Here is an 18,831-nt window from a genome sequence, read left to right as displayed (position 1 = left end):
TCGGGGCCGCCGGTGGCGCCGCTCTGGCCGGCTGCTCAACCAGCCGGTTCTGCGGGAGGTGGCCCCGGACTGCCGAGACGACGACCGACCCGCTTCCCGGCGAGCAACGCGACTGGGCGCAGTTTGGACACACGCCCGGTCACACGGGGTTCGCATCCGAGGTTCGGGTCGATGACCCTGACACGGTCTAGTCGGTGCGCGTCGATGGGGGCTGACTTCTCCGGCCGTGGTCGGGGACCGAGTGTTTGTTCAGGTCGGGCCGAGTCCGGCGACGAACGCTGGCGGCGGGCGCTGCCGGGTGGCGGCGACTTCTCAGGGTGTCCTCCGATTGTCCACCGCGGCTCTGTGTATGTCGGCGGCCTCGACGGAGTGTACGCACTTGCTGCTCGTGATGGACGTCCGCGGTGGAGTCGCGTCACTGCCGGATCGGTGAACGAGGCCGTCCTCGGCCACGATGGTCGGGTATTTGCCTCCACCGGTCAGACGCTGCTGGCGCTCGACACGCGCGGTCGAGAGGGCTGGACCTACACGACGATGATGACTGGTTTTCGACGGCCGTCCCCGCGGCTGGCGGCGGCTCCGTCCTCTACACGACTCGGGTGCTTGGAAGCGTCGTCGCCATCCAGCCCGGTGCTGTTGGAGACCCGCTGACTGAGTGGCGGTACGCACCCGGTGAGACCAACTTCGAGACTCCCACGGTGGTCGACGGCGATGTATACATCCCTGGCGAGCGGCTCCACGCGTTGTCGGCCGCGACCGGGGCGGTGCGCTGGACGGCCCCCGTGCGAGCGACAGCTGGTGTCTCGACCGACGGGGAGCGGCTTACCCCCGTCGACGACGGGTCGCTGGTGGCGCTCGACACCGCGGATGGCACCGATCGCTGGCGTGTCTCTCTTGCCCCCGAGGCGGGTGTCTTCTTCCGGACGCGCCCGCTCGTGACCACCCACTCGGTCGTCGTCACCACGGAGAAGCCACAGCTCGACGCGCGGGTGGAGACGTTTGCTGTCGATCGAGAGAGCGGCGGGACGCTGGTGGCGCTAGCTGACTGATTCCACAATCATGCGAGAGAGATAACAGAACCAATTCCGCAAGCAAAAAATAGATAACTTATTGACTCTTTTCGGGAGCGTATGCAGATCGCTGTACTTGATACACTCCGACAACCAGAGTATACTGGCGAGAACAGGTGTGAGCCGTGTACGCTGTTGAATCTCGTCATCGCCGCGATACTCGGCTCTGTTATCGCACGAAAATCAAAGCTTGGCGGTGCAGTCGCAGTTGGCGTCTCAATCGGGCTTATTTACCTCCGTGGGTACCTTGTTCCTGGCACACCGACGATAACGAAGCGCTATCTCCCGCCAGCAGTACTCCGGTGGTTTGGAAAAGACCCAGATCCAAAGTTGGCATCCGGATTTGGACGCGACAACACGGCAACACAGTCGTCCTCAGAGAACCAGTCGCAGTCAACCACTCACAACACGCCATCGGTAACCGATGGGTCGACAGGTGATGCGGCTAGCACACCTGAGTCAAAGTCCGATTCTTCGGAAGAGGAACTCGAGGCCTTCTTTTTGAATCATGACATCCTTGAACCCTGTACGGATACAGATGACCTCTGTTTAACCGACGACTTTGAGGCAGACTGGGTTGCGGCGACTGAGCCGCTAGTCAACTTGGATATCACAGGTGAACTGGTCGCAGATACTTTCGGGATGGAGGCTGACGTTCACGAGGGGTTCGAACTTATCAAGCAAGACGAGGTACAGATTCTCCAATCCGAGTCTGAATGGATCGGACAGTGGCCATCTCGTGCAGCACTTATCGCAGATATCGCAGCGAGTCGTGTGCTTCAGTCATGGGTTTCAGGATGGAACAGTTTTGACTCAGAGGAACGAGGACCGATTCTCAATAGTTTGCGGATGTTCCTCGAAACGTGTCCGACGACGGGTGGCGACATTCAACTTAGTGAAGAAGTCGTCGAGTCGTGTTGTAGCTCTCACAGAGTCATTGCGGTCAGTTGTGAGGAGTCTGGTGAACGTCTTTTCGAACACCCACTTCCGGATTCGGAGTAGTGTTTTAGGGATTACCCCAACACATTTCGGTTTTCGCTCGGCTTAGAGCGCCAACTACCACAACCTCAGGGGATGGTTTGATGCGTGGCGTTCAGTGATTGGTTGTGTGATCTAACACCGAAGCTAGTAGCAGACAAGTGCCACAGAACTGAGTAACACCCTTAGACTCGATAGATACTCCGGAATAATTCTCTGATCGTATAGCTACCGAGACTTGGCATCTAATAATCAAGTCTGAGGTACAGTTACAACAGTACTACCGTCATAGAATATGCGTGGTATAGTACAATATATAATATGTTGACACTTGGAACCAGGTCATATCTCCAAGACACAATTCTAATTTACTAACAATACTACCTGGTTACTTAATTGATAAAATCCGCTCGGTCATGAGCGTAAATAACTGTATCCCACAGTCAGGTCTCGTCACATCTCAGATATAATTGATAGATAGAATCTTATTTACAATATATTTGTACAGAGACTCCACTTATTTAGTTGTATGCCTCGATTACCCATAGAAAAATCACATCATTTGACTAGTCTGTTATCGGACAACAATCACGGCACAAAGTCACTATCTACCAGATTATAGTACACATATTATACAATATTGCTGGCTCAGAGTGTGACTGCAGTTTCATTGGACGCAATCTGTTTCACCTAAGCCGTCACAAAAACCGATAATTGCACTAGTCAATCTAACCGCTGATATTCGAACTACACATGCCATTGCTTCCGGAGAAACGAAGTCAGAATGCAGATAATTCGCCATCAGATTTTATCTAAGCTCGAGATCGTCTTTGAGAAGGCCCGCACACATCCACTCTCCGAGGATGTGTCGACACACAGTTTCAGAGGATGGACTAGTTCCGTACCAATCATCTTGTAGCAGTAGAGTCAGAAGGAGAGTTTGAGAAGAGATGCCTTACTTTGAGGTACCTTCGAGGAGCTGTCGAGCGTACCGGTAGATCGGCGCACCGAGCCAATCACGTCCTTCTGCCATTGCCTCGAAGGTGACTCTTGCTTCCTCCTCGCTGAGGGCATCGCGCTTGACCAGCGCCCGGAGAACGATCGGAGATAGCGCAACTTCTGCACTCACTAGTTTTCGAAGTTCAGGAAGAGCTCTGTAGTCGTCGGTGATCAAGAACGCTGCATCCACCTCACGGACTGCAGCTACGCAGCTGGCTTCACCATCGTCGATTCGGCTCGTCACAAACTCACCACCAGCGACAGCAACAACGGTGAACTCGTCGGCCGTATCGAGGACGGCATTGGCGGCTTTGCCATGGCGGTCATCGTACTCAGCAGTTCTTTGGAGTTCCTCAAGAACTGCCTCTGTGGTTGCGACGTCAAACTCGGTGACGAAGACGTTGAGAACTTCGCCGACTGAAAGAGAGATGAATGCGCTCGTGTCTACAACGAGCATTTAGAGGTCTGCGAGTTTGTCTGCGAGTTCTTCACCACGATCAAGTACCTCTTTCGAAGCGCGGACGGCTTCGGCATCCTGTCGCCCGATAATCTCGGCCAGTTTCTCGAACTCGATGTGGTTATTCAGATACAGTTCGACAACAGCCTCACGGAAACTCTCATCAGACTCTTTCTCTTCGAGATACTGTCGGAGTGCTTCGATGAGAATCTCCGTTCGGTTTTTGTGAGTGACTTCGGCAGCGATGTCCGCGTGTGCTACTAACTCTTCGGGCAGTCGGAAGTTAACCCGTTTCGTGCTCATGTACATACAATGTATGTACGTATTCAAAACTTTGTCGGCCTGCTCGTCGCTTGGTTACCCTCGCAAAGCCCCCTCAGATATCGTCAGAAGATTTGGAGTCCAGTTCTATAAGGAGCGAAACAGAGTTGACAGTTCTCACCATGCCCGCTGCTATCCGAATAAGCGCTGGTGCTGCTGTCCAATACATTCAATACATCTTAGTACATCTAATATACTATGCCCATCAGCGCGGATCGCTTCGAGACCATTGACGACGGCAATGAAAACCCAAAACCGGGGACGAACGCCTACAAGCTCCTCTCGTTCTTAGCTCAGAATGCTGACCAAGCGTTCACCCAAAGCGAGATCGCCGAGCGGACGTCCGTCAAGCCCGGCTCGGTTGGTCCGACTCTCGTCAGGCTCAGAGAACGAGGTCGTGTCGAGCACCGGGGGACATACTGGCGCGTGAGTGACCACGTCTTGAGCCTTGACGCTGCAGCTAACCATGCTGCTGCTACAGCAGCGAGCCGTGAAGAAGAACCATTCGACTACGACGAGTGGCAAGAACACGCCGTTGACCCACGACAACAGCGTGACTGACACCAACCGCTTCCAGAAGGGCGACGTATTCTGGGCACCGGATCCATTTCGACGCGGGTCAAATCCACGCCTCTGGGTCGTTCTTGCTGCAGACTCGCTCCCGTATCCTGGCGAGGAGTATCTGTGTGCAGCTCTCACAACCAGTAATCTCCCGCGAAACTTCGAAGTTGGAGCTGATTGGGTGAGTGGCAACGACCCGACCAAGACCTCGTATTGTTCTCCGTGGGTCGTCGCTACAATCAAACATGACGCCGTTGTCAATCCACAGGGACAAGTGACCGAGTCATTCGCCGACGAAATGATTGCAGAGTGCAAGCAGTATCTCGGCCCCCAGTAGTCTGCACACTCGAGTGCTTGTCTCACCACTACGATTCAAGTCCGCACACATTGTGCTTAGCGTCTGCTGGTTCGCTGCTCATGACCGACCACTAGCACCTTTAGTGAAAATTCTAGTGTGTCGTCACATACAGAGAAACAATCGAGTTGGTGCTCAACACACCCCATCGTTTCCGGAGAAAACACGGATATTCAACCGAGGAGTCCAAACGACTCGAACTTCTCGCTCAGATACGCGTGATCTTTGCTCTCAGCGTTGAGGTTCACCCATCTGCATCACACAACGTCTGGTAATGCGTTCGAACCGTTTTGACTGAGGTGTCACTCACGGCCGCAACACGCGACTGTGTGAGCGGCCAGTCCCGCTCAGCTGCAGCCGTATACACACACGCCGCAGCGACTGCATGCGGATTCGCGCCCCGATGAGCCCACTCGTCGCTTGACGCCTCGGCTAACGACCGTGCTCGTCGCCGAATCAGGTCCGTCACATCAAGCGCATCCGCCACTCGCGGAACGAACTCAACCGATGTAACTGGCTTCGCAGACAGCCCGAGTTCTGTATTGAGTGCGTTATACGCCGACCGGACGCGCGATTCAGCCACCCGTGCGAGTGGGGCAAGTTCAGCGAGCGTCCGCGAAAGCCCCGCACATCGACAGGCCGCGTGGACGCTTGCAGCCGCGACTGCTTCGATCGACCGCCCCGGCAACAGATCCGCCTGCTGAGCAGACCGGAAGCACCGGCAGGCTTGGTCACGCAGGCTATCGAGAAGGTCGAGTGCGCCGGCAAGCCGCCGGACTTCGTCCAACCCGTGAGCCAACCGGCGCTCGCGACTCGACTGGTATCGACTCCGACTGTGCTGGGTCCGGAGCCGGGAGAGTTGCTGTCGGCGCTCGCCCGGGATCGGTGTCCCGTTCGCGTCGACATGTCGGCCGATTTCAGTCGCGAGACCGTGATCGTGTCGCGTCGGCGTTCGCGGCGCACCCACTCGCTTGCACTCGTCACGTTCGAACGACCGCCACTCCGGGCCGCGGTCGATGCCGTGCCCGTCGATGATGAACCCACAGGACTCACACCGCCGCTCACCAGCGTCTGTAATGACCTGCCCGCCACATTCTGAACAGGAGGCGTTTCCACAGGATTTCCCGCACGATTCGTCGAACTGTCGCTCGTAGACATCTCGTGTCGCCATCTCGAACACCGCGCGACGCATCTCGCTGCGCCCCGCACCCGTCAGGGGCTCAAAAAACGCCGCCGCCGTCTCGGACAGGTTGGCTTCGGTTGGCGGTCATTAAATGACTGAACCACAATACCAAACATGCTAGCAGGTGGACTGCCGTTGCAGGCTCGTCGTGTCACACAAGACGCGCCCTGCTCTGCAACGGGTGCGAAATCGCGTACCAAGCCATCCGCGCCCACCCCTTGATAACTCCCTCGTGGGCCTCGTGCCCACCGCGTTTCGCACACTCGAGTTATCGATATCTGTGGGCCACGAGTCGCGGACTGCGGTCGTAGGAATCTCTCACCAGGCGAACAGTTAACTGAGACAACAAATTACTATCTGGTATGAGTAGCTCACCATGGACTGCGAACTTTGCGACTGAAAAAAGCGAATGTGCAGCCGACGTCCAACGCCTCCTCGAGAAGTACCCACAGCCAGTCGTCTACGAAGTCATGAGCGAACTGCTCCGTCGAGAGATGCGCGAGCAGTTTGCTGATGCGTACACTGCGTCCCAACAGTCCGACGACTAACGAGTACTAGTGACGTACGAAATACTCACTAACGACTATTCAGACAGATCACGCCGCCCAGCGTCGACGCAGTTCCAACAGGGAAGAGCTTCAGATAGCTGTTCACACTCGCAGGGCAGGTCTGTTGTGTCATCATCGCCGCTCGATGTTGACCCACCATCTGCGACGACACGCATCTGCACGGCGAGTTCGAGTACTTGGGGACGAATCGCGACTGCAACCCGATGTTTACACGGGCCGTCACCGCTCGCATCAGCAGGACATGAACACAAATGGGGGACGCCATCCCGAATTCGAACGCGGTACTCGTGCGCGGTTGGGTCAGCATAGCTCTCGTTTCGAACACGGACATCGCCATCAAGGAGTTCGAACGCGAACGCCTCGTACTGCGCCCGCTTGAGGACGCGCGTAGGTACGAACTCTGGGAGTACAGGAGTCATGGTAGCCAGCGCGCACTGCGCGCACCCCTTCGGGCGCATGAAAAACTACGCTGTCGAACGGAGTGACAGGTGACACAGAATCAGGTCGGATTCTTTGTGCTGACCTATCCTGATTGTCCTGAAGTCAATACAGAGACCGTATCGAGCAACTGTGTTTGGTTTTCTCCAGATGTTATAGTGACATCTGTTCAATCAATAGATTTAATAATAAATGTGTGAACTCCACAATGCCGGGGTGCCTCTGTGTTAACACCGGCAAGTCCCTAATCCGGGTGCCCGGCCGGTTTAGGGTTAGTTGGGTCCCCTTTCCCAACTTTTCAGAAGTACATTGGCTTTAGATAGCTGTGCTGCAGCGGGTAGATTTTTGATGACAATACAACTCTAGTGTAGAATTTTCAAGAATATCTGTGCCATTGGTGGTGCTGATAAGCATGCTTTCTCGATGTCTCAGGTGATTCACCGCTGAATCTACGAAAACAACACCCTGTAAAGTGTTCCTCAACACCCTCTGTCGCAGGGCAAGATATAGCTGACAAAGAGGTTCAACAGAGCCGCGACAGCAGAACCACAGATGAGAGATCTCAGACCGCGTCGAGTGTTGAGAGAATCTCTTCAGCCGTCCCACTAATCCGACCCAGTCGCTCTTGCAGCACGTCTGTCTCCTCGCCCTGCCACGCCGCGAGATAGAACGCCGACCCACTCGTGTCTAAGCCGAGATATCGACCGACCACGTACGCAACGGCCTCCGCTTCGACCTCGCGTTTCGCCCGCTCGGTTGCGTCGGTGATGTCGAAGTGCAAAATCGCGTGGGCGTACTCGTGGATGATCGTCGATGCGAGATCGGCACGGTTCGGCCGGTCCTTCACTTCCACGAGTGGGGTGAGGTCTTGGACGCTCCGCGACTGGCAGACGCCCTTCGCCTCCCCATGTCGCCACTCGTCGGGATCGACGATGCGGATGGTCACGCCGAGGTCCGACGCGATGTGAGTGAGGTCATCGACGAGCGTATCAGGCTCACCGGTCGCCGCCGTATCCAGCTTTGGGAGTGGCTCGCCCTCAGTCTGCGAAATGTCGAAAACCGGTGCAGGCTTGAAGCCCACGAGGCCCTCCGACCACTCTTCGGGTGGCGTCTCATCGTACTCACACTCGCTGTTTTCGTGATAGCTCGGTGCGTTCCCACACTCGGGGCATTGGGTCGTGATGATCGGCGCCCAAATCCAGATCGCCGACTCGCCTTCCTGGACGTATCGGTCGAACACCTCCTGCCACGTCCGGTAGCCAGCGACTTTCGTCGCCTCGGGGCATTGGAGGGTGATGAGGAGTGTGTTGCGGTGGGAGTAGTCGTGGAACTGGCTCTGGACGTCCAGCCACGCTTGGAACTGCTTGCTCGCCCGAGCGTCGGAGACGTCGTCAGCGAGGTCCGCAAGCCATTGTTCGATCGTGCGATGCATCTCATCGTGTCGCGTGTCGGTCTCGTCGAACGACACCGACGGAGAACTCGTTGTTGCCATTGGTTTCAGTTCTAACACGTCTCTCTAGGACGCGCCGCACCCCTCTGGGGCGCACAAAAAACAGGTAAGACGACCTACTGGTCGGTGTCCTCGCACTCGAGGCTCCGAAGGTACTGTCGACACTCGCCGAACAGGCCGCTTGCAGTCGCCTCGCCAGTCGTGAGGTGGCGAACCCACTCAATCGCCCAGCAGTACACGGGATCGGACTCACCTGTGCCGTGGATGTACCACCAGCGAGCGGCTTTGAGCACAACGAGCGGATTCGTCGGCGGTTGTTCACTCAGAAGGTCCCACGAAATCGACTCGATTTCATCGGGAACGTCGGCTCGGGTGAACTCCGAACGATGCACGAGTTCGAGGTCGACCGGAACCTGATCGATTGATACGTCTGACTCTGTTTGTTGGTGACTCATGGAAATCACGTCACACGGACTGTGTCTTCAGCCCGCACCCATCACGGGCGCAAAAAATCTCGATGTCGCGCTAGTACCGACGGGTCTCTCAACCGACACTATGCGAGGTGCGACACTTCCTCCGGTTCGGATTCGTCAGCGAACTCGTTGCGCTCGACTGGCGTCCAGTCTTCGGTCGTGGTTGGTGCCCACCAATCGACGTGGTAGTCACCCGGTGCACCGAGAATCTTAACTTGTGCTTCGTCGTCCGGGAGCGGCCGGCGAAGTTTTTCGTCAACGTGGAGATTCCACGTCGTCGTCGCGTCGAATGTGATGATGACCGCCTCATCGTACCCCCGCGACTCAGGCGACTCACGGCACGTCACACTGGTATTGCACTCTGTGCAGAACACCCCCTCGAAGGGAATGTGCGTGAACGCTTCCGTGCCACACACCGGACACCACAGAAACTCGAACAGCGCGTCGTCGTGGCGGCACACACGCTCAAGACTCATCGATCATTCACCACCGTTGCAGGTGTCACGAGCGGCTGGTGTGGGAAGTGAGACAACTCGGCTGCTGACGTTGGAATCAACATCTGTTACTGTGCCTCCGCCCCTTCGGGCGGCGCAAAAACAACGCCGTAGTGTAGACCTGCTGAATGCGCAATAGAGCTGAATGAGGTACCCTGTCGTAGGAGTTAGGTAATCCGTCGACTGTGAGGTTGCGAGTTCACGGATACAATCGTGAAAGTGGCAGAGTGAGAGTACATTTCGTCTGTCTTCCTGTGGCAATTGCAGAGTAGTATCCCAATATGAGCCCGGTGCGACACACCACAGGAAGACTTTACTCTGTGTCTACTGCTAACTCCGCGAGGACGTCATCGTGTGAGGTCGTTCGAACGCACTCGACAAACGCACGTGCAGCAGTGTCAGTCGCAAACACCGACGCATCATAGCCGACGGAGCCACCGAACACAGTCCACTCGTCGGTCACCACACCACCGGACAGCGGCGTGTACTCGACACGATAGGTGTCAGCCACGTCGTCGACGACGATTCGAACAGCGATACCACGATCAGAAAGTGTCTCTCTCAGGAGTGCCATTGGCCACAGCGTCGACTCAGTAATGGACATCAGCGGGAACGATCCACAGATGGTCGTTGGGCCCAACGAGTTGCTCAAGCCGCTCGCGATGCCGAATCCCGTCAGCGAACTCGTCGTAGAGGTACACCGCCGGTCCGCGGTATGCCCCGAGATTGTGGCACGCATGCCTGACAAGGTCCTCATCGCGCATAATCGCCGCGGCGTCAAGCTCGTCAACACCCTCTCGAACACGCTCGAGATTTCGTTCGAACTCACGTGTCGTCGCCTGCCACCCACGCTCGAGGAGTTCCTGGCCGTCCTCCGAGCCAACGGGCACTGCAACTGGGAGGTCACCCCATCGGGCGCTGCCGGCGACGGTCGTTGAATCGTCATCGAACGTCACATAGTAGTCAAACACCGACTCGGCGTGCGGGGCAGCACCCACCAGTTGGTTGAACACGTCAGCGGCCCGTGAGAGGGCGTCGTCTGTTGTCGATGCAGTCACGAGTGCGTAGATTACTTGGTGCATTCGTCGTCACCTCGCCGACTCAGGAGTCGATGTCTGTCCGACCCCCTGCGCCGGCGCCCATCGCCGGCGCACACAAACACAACCCACTACGACACGCCAGAAATCACGTGTTCGGGTGCTCTTGGGTTCCTACACAGTAGGGCCCGATGTCACGAGTGACTGTTGCACGTGACAATGTTGTTTACTAACCAGTAGTACGCCACGCTATTCGTCAAGTGAGCTGACAACGTCGTCGACCCGATGCAACAACAGCCAGTAAAATCGTGGACTACTGTAGAGGATACATCACACTGACTCTGCTGAATCCACAGTCGCTGATAAATCGGTGAAACCATGCTGAACTCAGGGTGCAAGTCGGTCCCCGGTATAATATCCGCCTGAGAAAGCTGAGTCGCCCAAAACATATGCAGACTTGACGCAATCAGATCGTCATTTTCCGATGATATTTCTCAACCCGTGCTGAATACAGAGCGCATGTCTCGCAGGTGATCCACACTACGTCACCGTCTATATCGGTAGACTATTAGTCGTTCCTCAGATACGCCCGCTATGGCAGCCGTACCAACATCACCGCTCTTCCACCTCTATGTTGGTACCTTCACTGTAGCCGCCCTCGCCTGTTTTGCAAGCCTCACACGCCTCCACCAAATCACCGACTCCGACACGCGACGCGGCCTGTGGGCACTCCTCCTAACTAGTGGTAGCTGGGCGACCGCACAGGTCGGCTTTCTTGTTTCCCCCACGCCGGCCCTCAAACTCGGCTGGTATACGCTCGGACTGGTGGTAGGTCTCGCCGCTGTCGGAGCTTGGCTCTACTTCTGTTCTGCATACACCGGTCGAACCTACCACCACAACCCGACGTATCGCCGCCTCGCTGTCGGCGTCTACGTCGTCCTCGTCGCGGTGAAAATTACCAACCCTCTCCACCACGAATACTTCATAACCACCGCCGTCACCACCCCCTTCCCCCATCTCTCCGTGGCTACCGGGCCACTCCACTGGACCGCGATGGCTTTCTCGTACGCACTCGCCTTCGTCGGCTACTTCATGCTCCTAGAACTGTTTACCCAAATCGACTATGACACACGCCCACTCTTCGCACTCGTCGGAATCACGGGCCTCCCAGTCGTGCTAGATATTATTGGGTACACCACGTCCTACCTCATCGACATCACCTACGAGCCTCTGGGAGTCGCTGTGTTCGCCGTCGGTGTTGCGTTTGCCTATATCGACCAGTTTGATGCCGTCCAACTGGCCGGCGAACGGGACGAACCCATCATCGCACTCGACGCGGACAACCACATCCGGGATACGAACCACGCGGCGCGGACCGTATTCCCCACGCTCAACGGTGCTGAGGGAGCTCAGTTGGAGCAGGCACTCCCGCATGTGGCTGCCTGTCTCAACAGCGACGACCCAATTCTGCCGGTCCAACAGTCGGATTTTACACGCTATTACCGGGTGACTGAGACGCCGTATGGGACAGTGAAGTCTGGGCTCGGACAAACCATCGTCCTCACCGACGTGACCGAGCGTGAGCGGTACCGTGAGGAATTAGAACGGCAGAACGAACGCCTCGACCAGTTCGCTAGTCTAGTGAGCCATGACCTCCGCAATCCACTCAACGTGGCCACAGGCCAGTTCGAGTTACTGTGCGAGGAACTAAGCGTAGCGGAAGAAAATGAGCATGCAGTAGCTGTCGAGCGAGCATTTGACCGGATGGATGACCTGATTGGCCAAGTCCTCACGCTTGCCCGCGAGGGACGACCGGTTGAGCAGTGGGACGCTGTGTTACTTTCATCGGTTGCAACGGAGAGTTGGGGGATGGTTGAGACAGCCACCGCCGACTTACGAGTGGCTGACGACGTAGAGTTCAAGGCAGATACGGCACGGCTACAGCGACTGTTCGAGAACCTGTTTCGGAATGCCCTTGACCACGGTGGGCCCGATGTGACGGTTACGGTGGGGGTGCTTCCTGATCGAGAGGGATTTTACGTGGCGGATGATGGGCCCGGTATCCCCCTGGAGGACCGTGATTCGGTGTTTGAGCCGGGGTATACGACGCGAGAGGGTGGGACCGGGTTTGGGCTTGCGATTGTCGCCGAGATAGTCGCTGCCCATGGGTGGACAGTACAGGTGACCGAGAGTGACACTGGCGGTGCTCGCTTCGAGATTTTCGGTATCGAAACCGTGGCGTGAAACAACTGGCAGTCCCAGACCGCGCCACTGCTAACCACAGCAGTCCTACTCACCGGTTAGTTCAGGAGGGTGAGATGGAATAAACGAGCCTTCTATGATGAATGCACCCTCTCTATGTCACACGGTTTCTGTTAGTTCTACGGAACTCAACAGAGCCCTCTGAGTCGTCTCCGTACCAATATCAGGTATCTGGATCAGGTCCGTACTGTGGTGTTCGACACACGGAACACCGCCAGATCGGCTCTCCAGCCCACACTGTGGGCGGACCGTCGTCGCGTAAGTCGAACCGATGCGGTGTCTGCTCGCCACACGACTGACAGCGGAGCAGTTGCCGTGTTGTCGAGGCTGACGACGATTGTGGTGGCGAGGAGTCGGCAGACGCTCGTCGAACTGCAATCGCCGGGACAACCCACGTCTCCGAGTCCGAGAGTAACTGCTCACGACGGGAGTCCTCAGTAATCTGCGTCCCAGCAGCGTCGTACCATCGCGAAAAAGAACCCTCCGTCGAAGGAGAGGCGGACCACAGCGAGACGGACCGTGCTTTCGCCACGAAGCCATCCTCCCGCGACCCAGTCGCTGGGACGACGTCCGGGAGGTGACCCCATCGCATTCGAAGTGGCTCCCCGAGCGACTGTTCGAGCGCCGCAATGAGTGTACACTCGTCGATAGGGGATGAGTGGGACTTCTGCAGTAATCGGGCTGCTGCAGTCCCTTTTGCGAGTGCACCCCGCGATGACTGTGACGGAACGAGCAGGCAGATGATGCCGTGGAGTGATTGCTCGCGGGGCGCTGAGGTGCTGTCTGGGACCGAGACGTCCTGTTCAAGGCAGAACCGACACTGGCTCTCGGTCCGAGGAATAGCCCACTCACAGGTCTGGCAGGTGTCCGTATCCCGGTCGTTACCTGCAGGGTAGTCACGCTCCGGGATTCCGTCGCCGTACTCGGCATGGTCAGTTTCCAACTGTGGGTCCGGGATTTGCGTCGCTTCGCCATATGGTCGAAATTCAGCGGTCCGGTCACGGTAGGGCGGCATACCGCGTCGTGGCTGTACGTTCGGATATAAACGTTCGTCCAGCAAGGCCACTCTGAAACCCGGCCGATGGCCAACAAACGTATATGTATTCTTAAACTAGCTGCGGACAGCAAAATGTACGACTTGACCGGGTTCCAACGCGACCTGCTGTACGTCACCGCCGGCTTGGATGAACCACACGGACTCGCAATCAAAGACCAACTCGAAGACTACTACGAAACCGAGATCCACCACGGCCGGCTGTATCCCAATCTCGATACACTCGTCGAGAAGGGACTGCTCGACAAAGGCGAAAAGGACCGCCGAACGAACGTCTACGCGATCACAGCCAGAGGTCGCCGAGAAATCGAAGCCCGTGACGACTGGGAACAACAGTATACAAGCGAACTCACCACCTAACTGTACGAGACGAGTGACTGTTTTCGTCGACTGTCCGTACGAGTGAGACTAGCGTCTCCTATTACGTTGGATCGACCCCATTGAAATCCTCAGACTGTGACAGGAAGTGCGTGCAACATACAGAGAGTGAAGCCAGCATTCGAGAGTAGTAGATAGGTTACATCTCGGGAATTGAGGCCGACAGAAGCAAGGAAGAAGCTCGACTCTCACATCGTTCACATTCTTGGGTACAGAAGACTACTCGCGCTCTTCGATGACGATCTTCCGGGCCTCAGCTACGATACCTTGAGTCTCCGCAAATGCCTCTGCGTCTAAAGCGACAGCTGCACCGACCCCATCTCGGAGGACGAAGTTCATCTCGATGACGTTCTCGAAGCACTGGACCAAGCACGTCAATTCGCCGTGGTCCTCTGCAAACGTGTCCTTGTAGACCGGTGCAGTCAACGAGTCCAGCCGTGACTCGTCAACCGCTTTTTTAATGTCGTCCTCTGTGTATCGGACAGCCACGTCATCTCGCAAGTAAACGACGTCGTGACTGTCTTGGTTGTACTTCACGATGCTCCGAAGATTGCCGTTTGTCCTTTCCTCGAAATATTCTTCGAGCCGAGACGCCATCTTGGTAGCCATTGTCAGTATGTTGTCTGTGAAGAATCATATAACCACGGTCAAATCCACCTCAATTCGCTAATTTAGCGGAATCAATGGCTGGGTTGCTAGTTGTCTGGGCCACTGTAAGGTGTGACAGTTGCGTGACCGACTTGCGCCCTCTATTCAGCACGCCTTCGACAAACCATCAGGGGCTTAGGATTTCAACAGAGCCCACTAGACTTAGATCGTCGACTTTACCCGACACGATGAAACCCGTGGTGAACTGTGAGTCCAGTATAGAGTCGGTGTTGTTCATCAACCGAATGCGTACATACCACCCAAGCGGCTCCCAATATAGAGACGCCGGTTAACGACAGCTGGCGATCCTGTGATCTCAGTACCGGTGTCGAATGACCACATCAGCTTACCTGTCCGTGCATGGAGTTCGTATACGTACCTGTCGTAGCCGCCGAAATACACACGGTTTTGGACAACAGCAGGCGACGAGACAATTCCTTGAATCGGGTGGTCACCAACGCTGAAGGCCCATTGTTCTTCACCAGTCGCTCGGTCAAATGCGAGTAGTTGGTTGTTGGTAGAGCCAAGATAGATGAGTCGATCAGAGATCGCTGGTGAGTTGGTAATTGTCCCGACATAGACACGCCAACGTTCTGTTCCATCTGCTGCGTCGTAGGTCGCGAGATACGGCCAGCCACCAACATACACAATCCCATCGACGAGGACAATGTGTCGTGGAGAGTACGGAACAGGGTGAGACCACTCGACCACGCCAGTTGCTGCGTCGAGCCGAGAGATCCGTGAATTAGACCCCCCGAAGAAAATACTCCCATCACTCATCGCAAGTGATGTGATTCCAAAGCCGGTGTCGAGACTCCAGATAGGAGTCCCGTCAGCTGCTGAAATCGCGTGAATAACCCCATTCGCGTCACTAAAATACACCACCCCATCAGAAACAACTGAATCATGATTAAGTATCGCACCAGCATCGTAGCGCCAGAGTTCACTCCCAGTAGCGCTATCGAATGCGTAGAAGATATGCTCCCAATCGCCAATATAGACGACTCCGTTCGCTACAGTTGGTCTTGAGGGGGCGATTCGCCCGTTGGTTGGACTGTTCCAGACGATGCACCCATCAGCGACATCGTAGGCGAAGAGACCATTCGCGGCTGTCCCGTGGTAAAGTAGTTCTCCGACGACGGCTGGACTACTCGAGAATGATCCGTCGGTCGTCTCCCATACTTTTGTGAGTTTGCCTGTGGGCCGTCTCCCATGCGGGTTATATCCAGACCGACCATTGTCAAACTGGAACGTCGGCCACGACGGCTCTGTTGCTGCACGAGCAGCAACGGGGCGTCCCGTGCGGAGAGCTGCAGTTCCAATCGCAAATGAGGTCCCCAAAATTCGGAGTGCCTGTCGTCGATTCAGCCCTTGTTGGTTCCCCCGAAGCATGCTAGTCGGTGGGGAGACAGGGTAATAGTCATGATAGTGATACCCCAGTTTAACAGTCACTTTCATTGGAGAATATCGAAGGCACCAATCCTCACCGTGACGTCGAAAAAGAGTTCTAGAGGTCGTGGCTGCGCGCGCAGCGTCTGCGAGCACGGAGCGGAGGGTGGGGCGGTGGGGTCTGGGTCGGCCCGGCCACCAGCAAAAAAGAAGGCCGCCGCGCGCCGTTAGGCGTCCCACCAAGCGTCGCGCTCGGGGAACATCACGGTCGTCCACCCCGTCAGCGCCACCGAGACGCGCCCATCGTACCAGTTCCGCGCCGCTCCGTGAACCCGCACGCGTTCGCCCTCGCGAATCCACGGCACGTCCGAGGCCTTCCAACTCGTCAGCTTCACCTGCCCGCTTTCGTCTTCGAGGAGCCCCGCTTGCTGAATCGCCGGCGACTCCGACTCCCACACTGTCGTCAGCGTCCCTTCAACGCACACTTCGCGTCGCGACACGCCCTCAAGCTTCCCGATTGGCACCATCGTCCCCGGGGCACCTTCGAGTTCTTCGAACACACTCACCGCTGCCGACAGCATGTCTTTCCCACTCAACACCGCCTCGCTCAGCCGCCGACTGATCGCCGCTCGCGACCAGCCATCCAGCTTCTCCGCTAAGCGCGTTGCCTGCTTGTGTACTGCGCCCAACTGCTCTTGGGTCAGCTCCGTCCGGGGGTCTGCCCGGTCAGGGTCAGCTATCGGATTCACACTCGCCGCCCGCTTCTGGAACTGCCGCCGTCGCGCAGCGCTCCGCTCGGCCGCAATCATCCGCGACCGCGCCTCACGACCCTCTTGCGAGCCCAGTTCCGCACGGGCACTAATCCGTTCGAGTTCAGCTTCCCGCGCTCGAATGCGCTCTTCTTGGGCCAACGTCACGCCGTCGATCCGCTCGTCGCTCGTGTCTGCGATCCCATCTGGGTGGTTCGCATCCACCTTTGCTTGGATTTCCTGTTGCACCGTCGCCTGAAACTGCGGCGTCTCGTCGACAACCTCGAAGCCGTCTTCGTCGACTGTCGTCTCATCCGCTTGCTCGAACGCCTGTTCAGCCACCGAAACTACCTTGCGATTGGAGTTGTTACTAGACATTGTAGTTCCTGAAGGCGCTAACGCGCCGACTCCCGCGACCTCACTCGCGGGATTCTCACGAACCAACACTTGAGCCACGGCTCCGACGTCGACCGATGACGCCGTCACCGAGGTGCCCGCGCCGCGCCTTCACGCCGGACCCTGTCCGGCGCGGCGCGGCACCGACGGCACCCCCACAGACGAGTGCGGGGGGTGAACCTCGAGGTGAGCGCGCGGTCACCACCATATACCCAACCGGTCACCGCGGGTCGGCGCCGCGCCGACGCCCGTCCGTCGGCAGACGCAACGGCAGCGGTCGCGGCGCCGAGGCGGCACGGCCGGGGGGTATACGGTGGTGAACGGCGTCGCATACGGCCACAGCGAGGCCGCAGAGAGCGAGGACCCGCCGGACCAGCACCGCGCCCGGACCCGCACGAGCCTGTCCCGTCCGTCGCAGACGCAACGGAAACGCCTCGTGCGGCAGCCCGGCGCGGGCTGGACGCCCGCGGACCCACAGCTCGTCGCGGCCGAGTTTGAGCGCATGCCCGGCAGGCCGCACAGCCAGCCCTGAGTGAGCCCCGGACCGTGGCATACTGGGGGTGAGCACGGCGAGCCCCCAGTAGCCACCGCAGCCCGGGTGAACGAGGGGTGAGGGCAAGTGCCCGAACGGCGAGCAGCCCGCCCGGACCGCGCAAGCGGCCACGTCTGAGCCAGCCGGCCGGCGGCGCGACCGCATCGAGGGAGCGCCGACGCAACGGCTGGTGAAGATGCAGCCAGCCCGGTCTCGGTCACGGCCCGGATGCGGGTCGAGTGCTCGCAGACCCGCCCTCGGGGCTGACCGGTATCGGGTGGCTGCACGCGGCCCGACCCGGCCCCGCGACCGTGCACCGTCCGTCGGAGACGCAACGGAAGCGCGAAACGCCCGGGCCCGGCAGGAACGGGCTGCCCGCCGGAGCGCGCACAACCCGAGCAGTCGCCCCCCAAACGTACCGACACAACTCACCTCCCAAACACGTGAGATTGCTAGTTTCTACTCGCTAGCTTGCTATCCAGATCGTTGAGGACGTGACCCTCGTCTCCATCCCAAATGAAACACAACAACGGAGTATCTCACGCTTGCTTCGAATATGGCAGCAGTACGAGGCCGCCAAAGATGCTCTCGAAAAACTAACTCAGCAGACGTCGTCCAACTCTCACCACGTGATCTCAAATCGTGCGCCACCTTCAGAACCCGTTGTAACGGCAATATCCCAACCATGGCCCTCGACAATTTGAGAGACAATCGAGAGCCCATAGCCAGTTCCGTCAGCAGTTGTCGAATATCCATGGGTAAATATCTCTGACCGAATCGGCTCAGCGATCCCGGGGCCATCATCTTCGATATAGAGTCCCGTATCGTCAAGGAGGCTTCCAACAGTCACAGTCGCCCCAGCACCAGCATGTTCAACGGCATTGCGGAACAAGTTCTCTAGTAGTTCCTGAAAACGACTCTTATCCGCGGCGATCACTCCGAGATCATCGTCTAGTTGGAGCGTCGCTTGCTGTGTCTCAACGCTACTCCACGACGCATGGAGACACTCACGGATATCAACCGATTCGGTCTCACCAA

The 18,831-nt window shown here is 57.4% G+C and carries 21 protein-coding genes; 8 read left to right on the top strand and 13 right to left on the bottom strand.

Annotated features, from left to right (window positions below):
- Positions 1-171 precede the first annotated feature (171 nt).
- The 3 genes from C438_RS18975 to C438_RS18970 all read left to right on the top strand — a co-directional run bounded on the left by C438_RS18975 (position 172) and on the right by C438_RS18970 (position 2,072).
- On the top strand, positions 172-651 hold the full coding sequence (locus tag C438_RS18975; RefSeq protein WP_083899953.1) for an outer membrane protein assembly factor BamB family protein: 480 nt from the start codon (positions 172-174) through the stop codon (positions 649-651).
- The gene (locus C438_RS04890; RefSeq protein ID WP_004968174.1) at positions 600-1,049 is read left to right on the top strand and encodes an outer membrane protein assembly factor BamB family protein; all 450 of its coding nucleotides are present in this window, start codon (positions 600-602) and stop codon (positions 1,047-1,049) included. The genes C438_RS18975 and C438_RS04890 overlap by 52 nt, the downstream gene beginning before the upstream one ends.
- Before the next feature lie 81 nt (positions 1,050-1,130).
- Complete coding sequence (locus tag C438_RS18970; protein WP_083899951.1) at positions 1,131-2,072, top strand: hypothetical protein; 942 nt, start codon at positions 1,131-1,133, stop codon at positions 2,070-2,072.
- Positions 2,073-3,003: 931 nt separating this feature from the next.
- On the opposite strand, the gene C438_RS04885 is transcribed toward C438_RS18970, so the two are convergent.
- Positions 3,004-3,504 carry a PIN domain-containing protein gene (locus C438_RS04885; protein WP_004968173.1) on the bottom strand — a complete coding sequence of 167 codons (501 nt, stop codon included), beginning with the start codon at positions 3,502-3,504 and terminating at the stop codon, positions 3,004-3,006.
- Positions 3,505-3,813, bottom strand: a complete 309-nt coding sequence (locus tag C438_RS04880; protein ID WP_004062141.1) for a ribbon-helix-helix protein, CopG family — start codon at positions 3,811-3,813, stop codon at positions 3,505-3,507.
- Between the two features lie 210 nt (positions 3,814-4,023).
- Between C438_RS04880 and C438_RS04875 the strand changes: the two genes are divergently transcribed.
- Positions 4,024-4,386, top strand: coding sequence for a MarR family transcriptional regulator (locus C438_RS04875; protein ID WP_004968172.1), 363 nt, complete (start codon positions 4,024-4,026; stop codon positions 4,384-4,386).
- Complete coding sequence (locus C438_RS20250) at positions 4,379-4,723, top strand: hypothetical protein (RefSeq protein ID WP_004968171.1); 345 nt, start codon at positions 4,379-4,381, stop codon at positions 4,721-4,723. The genes C438_RS04875 and C438_RS20250 overlap by 8 nt, the downstream gene beginning before the upstream one ends.
- A gap of 262 nt (positions 4,724-4,985) precedes the next feature.
- Here the strand turns inward: C438_RS20250 and C438_RS18960 are convergent, their stop codons facing one another.
- Positions 4,986-5,912, bottom strand: a complete 927-nt coding sequence (locus C438_RS18960; protein ID WP_083899959.1) for a transcription initiation factor IIB — start codon at positions 5,910-5,912, stop codon at positions 4,986-4,988.
- 374 nt (positions 5,913-6,286) lie between these two features.
- On the opposite strand from C438_RS18960, the gene C438_RS04870 reads away from it, so the two are divergent.
- Positions 6,287-6,472 (top strand): hypothetical protein, encoded by a 186-nt coding sequence (locus C438_RS04870; RefSeq protein ID WP_049904842.1) that lies wholly within the window; start codon positions 6,287-6,289, stop codon positions 6,470-6,472.
- Between the two features lie 35 nt (positions 6,473-6,507).
- Here C438_RS04870 and C438_RS18955 read toward each other — a convergent pair whose 3' ends face one another.
- From C438_RS18955 to C438_RS04845, 6 genes are all read right to left on the bottom strand, one after another.
- On the bottom strand, positions 6,508-6,912 hold the full coding sequence (locus C438_RS18955; protein ID WP_004968168.1) for an SWIM zinc finger family protein: 405 nt from the start codon (positions 6,910-6,912) through the stop codon (positions 6,508-6,510).
- Positions 6,913-7,493: 581 nt separating this feature from the next.
- Positions 7,494-8,423 (bottom strand): hypothetical protein, encoded by a 930-nt coding sequence (locus tag C438_RS04865; RefSeq protein WP_004968167.1) that lies wholly within the window; start codon positions 8,421-8,423, stop codon positions 7,494-7,496.
- A 74-nt stretch (positions 8,424-8,497) separates the two neighbouring features.
- Positions 8,498-8,836 carry a hypothetical protein gene (locus C438_RS04860; protein ID WP_049917745.1) on the bottom strand — a complete coding sequence of 113 codons (339 nt, stop codon included), beginning with the start codon at positions 8,834-8,836 and terminating at the stop codon, positions 8,498-8,500.
- A gap of 98 nt (positions 8,837-8,934) precedes the next feature.
- Positions 8,935-9,330 carry a DUF7567 family protein gene (locus C438_RS04855; protein ID WP_049917744.1) on the bottom strand — a complete coding sequence of 132 codons (396 nt, stop codon included), beginning with the start codon at positions 9,328-9,330 and terminating at the stop codon, positions 8,935-8,937.
- Between the two features lie 331 nt (positions 9,331-9,661).
- Complete coding sequence (locus C438_RS04850; RefSeq protein ID WP_004968164.1) at positions 9,662-9,922, bottom strand: hypothetical protein; 261 nt, start codon at positions 9,920-9,922, stop codon at positions 9,662-9,664.
- Positions 9,923-9,938: 16 nt separating this feature from the next.
- Positions 9,939-10,430, bottom strand: a complete 492-nt coding sequence (locus C438_RS04845; RefSeq protein ID WP_049917743.1) for a hypothetical protein — start codon at positions 10,428-10,430, stop codon at positions 9,939-9,941.
- A gap of 549 nt (positions 10,431-10,979) precedes the next feature.
- Here C438_RS04845 and C438_RS04840 point away from each other — a divergent pair.
- Both C438_RS04840 and C438_RS04835 read left to right on the top strand, forming a co-directional pair.
- Positions 10,980-12,629, top strand: a complete 1,650-nt coding sequence (locus C438_RS04840) for a sensor histidine kinase (RefSeq protein ID WP_004968162.1) — start codon at positions 10,980-10,982, stop codon at positions 12,627-12,629.
- A gap of 1,147 nt (positions 12,630-13,776) precedes the next feature.
- Positions 13,777-14,061, top strand: coding sequence for a PadR family transcriptional regulator (locus C438_RS04835; protein ID WP_004062180.1), 285 nt, complete (start codon positions 13,777-13,779; stop codon positions 14,059-14,061).
- A 237-nt stretch (positions 14,062-14,298) separates the two neighbouring features.
- Here C438_RS04835 and C438_RS04830 read toward each other — a convergent pair whose 3' ends face one another.
- From C438_RS04830 to C438_RS18945, 4 genes are all read right to left on the bottom strand, one after another.
- Positions 14,299-14,688, bottom strand: a complete 390-nt coding sequence (locus C438_RS04830; RefSeq protein ID WP_004968161.1) for a hypothetical protein — start codon at positions 14,686-14,688, stop codon at positions 14,299-14,301.
- A 276-nt stretch (positions 14,689-14,964) separates the two neighbouring features.
- Complete coding sequence (locus C438_RS18950) at positions 14,965-16,119, bottom strand: outer membrane protein assembly factor BamB family protein (RefSeq protein ID WP_004043306.1); 1,155 nt, start codon at positions 16,117-16,119, stop codon at positions 14,965-14,967.
- A 224-nt stretch (positions 16,120-16,343) separates the two neighbouring features.
- The gene (locus tag C438_RS04825; RefSeq protein WP_004968160.1) at positions 16,344-17,243 is read right to left on the bottom strand and encodes an SOSS complex subunit B family protein; all 900 of its coding nucleotides are present in this window, start codon (positions 17,241-17,243) and stop codon (positions 16,344-16,346) included.
- 1,172 nt (positions 17,244-18,415) lie between these two features.
- On the bottom strand, positions 18,416-18,831 hold a 416-nt coding region (locus C438_RS18945), incomplete at its 5' end, for a sensor histidine kinase (RefSeq protein WP_004968158.1).

The organism is Haloferax denitrificans ATCC 35960 (assembly GCF_000337795.1).
GTDB classification, from domain to species: domain Archaea; phylum Halobacteriota; class Halobacteria; order Halobacteriales; family Haloferacaceae; genus Haloferax; species Haloferax denitrificans.
Note: the sequence above shows the minus strand (reverse complement) of the source record. Positions and strands in the feature narration are given on the sequence as shown.

Bases quoted from the DNA above. Each gene is read 5' to 3' on its own strand.
- C438_RS04830 (WP_004968161.1), bottom strand. From the start codon at position 14,688: ATGGCTACCAAGATGGCGTCTCGGCTCGAAGAATATTTCGAGGAAAGG.
- C438_RS18955 (WP_004968168.1), bottom strand. From the start codon at position 6,912: ATGACTCCTGTACTCCCAGAGTTCGTACCTACGCGCGTCCTCAAGCGG.
- C438_RS04850 (WP_004968164.1), bottom strand. From the start codon at position 9,922: ATGGCACTCCTGAGAGAGACACTTTCTGATCGTGGTATCGCTGTTCGA.
- C438_RS04880 (WP_004062141.1), bottom strand. From the start codon at position 3,813: ATGTACATGAGCACGAAACGGGTTAACTTCCGACTGCCCGAAGAGTTA.
- C438_RS04855 (WP_049917744.1), bottom strand. From the start codon at position 9,330: ATGAGTCTTGAGCGTGTGTGCCGCCACGACGACGCGCTGTTCGAGTTT.
- C438_RS04845 (WP_049917743.1), bottom strand. From the start codon at position 10,430: ATGCACCAAGTAATCTACGCACTCGTGACTGCATCGACAACAGACGAC.
- C438_RS04875 (WP_004968172.1), top strand. From the start codon at position 4,024: ATGCCCATCAGCGCGGATCGCTTCGAGACCATTGACGACGGCAATGAA.
- C438_RS18970 (WP_083899951.1), top strand. From the start codon at position 1,131: ATGCAGATCGCTGTACTTGATACACTCCGACAACCAGAGTATACTGGC.
- C438_RS18950 (WP_004043306.1), bottom strand. From the start codon at position 16,119: ATGCTTCGGGGGAACCAACAAGGGCTGAATCGACGACAGGCACTCCGA.
- C438_RS04865 (WP_004968167.1), bottom strand. From the start codon at position 8,423: ATGGCAACAACGAGTTCTCCGTCGGTGTCGTTCGACGAGACCGACACG.
- C438_RS04840 (WP_004968162.1), top strand. From the start codon at position 10,980: ATGGCAGCCGTACCAACATCACCGCTCTTCCACCTCTATGTTGGTACC.
- C438_RS04870 (WP_049904842.1), top strand. From the start codon at position 6,287: ATGAGTAGCTCACCATGGACTGCGAACTTTGCGACTGAAAAAAGCGAA.
- C438_RS04835 (WP_004062180.1), top strand. From the start codon at position 13,777: ATGTACGACTTGACCGGGTTCCAACGCGACCTGCTGTACGTCACCGCC.
- C438_RS18960 (WP_083899959.1), bottom strand. From the start codon at position 5,912: ATGGCGACACGAGATGTCTACGAGCGACAGTTCGACGAATCGTGCGGG.
- C438_RS04860 (WP_049917745.1), bottom strand. From the start codon at position 8,836: ATGAGTCACCAACAAACAGAGTCAGACGTATCAATCGATCAGGTTCCG.
- C438_RS04825 (WP_004968160.1), bottom strand. From the start codon at position 17,243: ATGTCTAGTAACAACTCCAATCGCAAGGTAGTTTCGGTGGCTGAACAG.
- C438_RS04885 (WP_004968173.1), bottom strand. From the start codon at position 3,504: ATGCTCGTTGTAGACACGAGCGCATTCATCTCTCTTTCAGTCGGCGAA.
- C438_RS18975 (WP_083899953.1), top strand. From the start codon at position 172: ATGACCCTGACACGGTCTAGTCGGTGCGCGTCGATGGGGGCTGACTTC.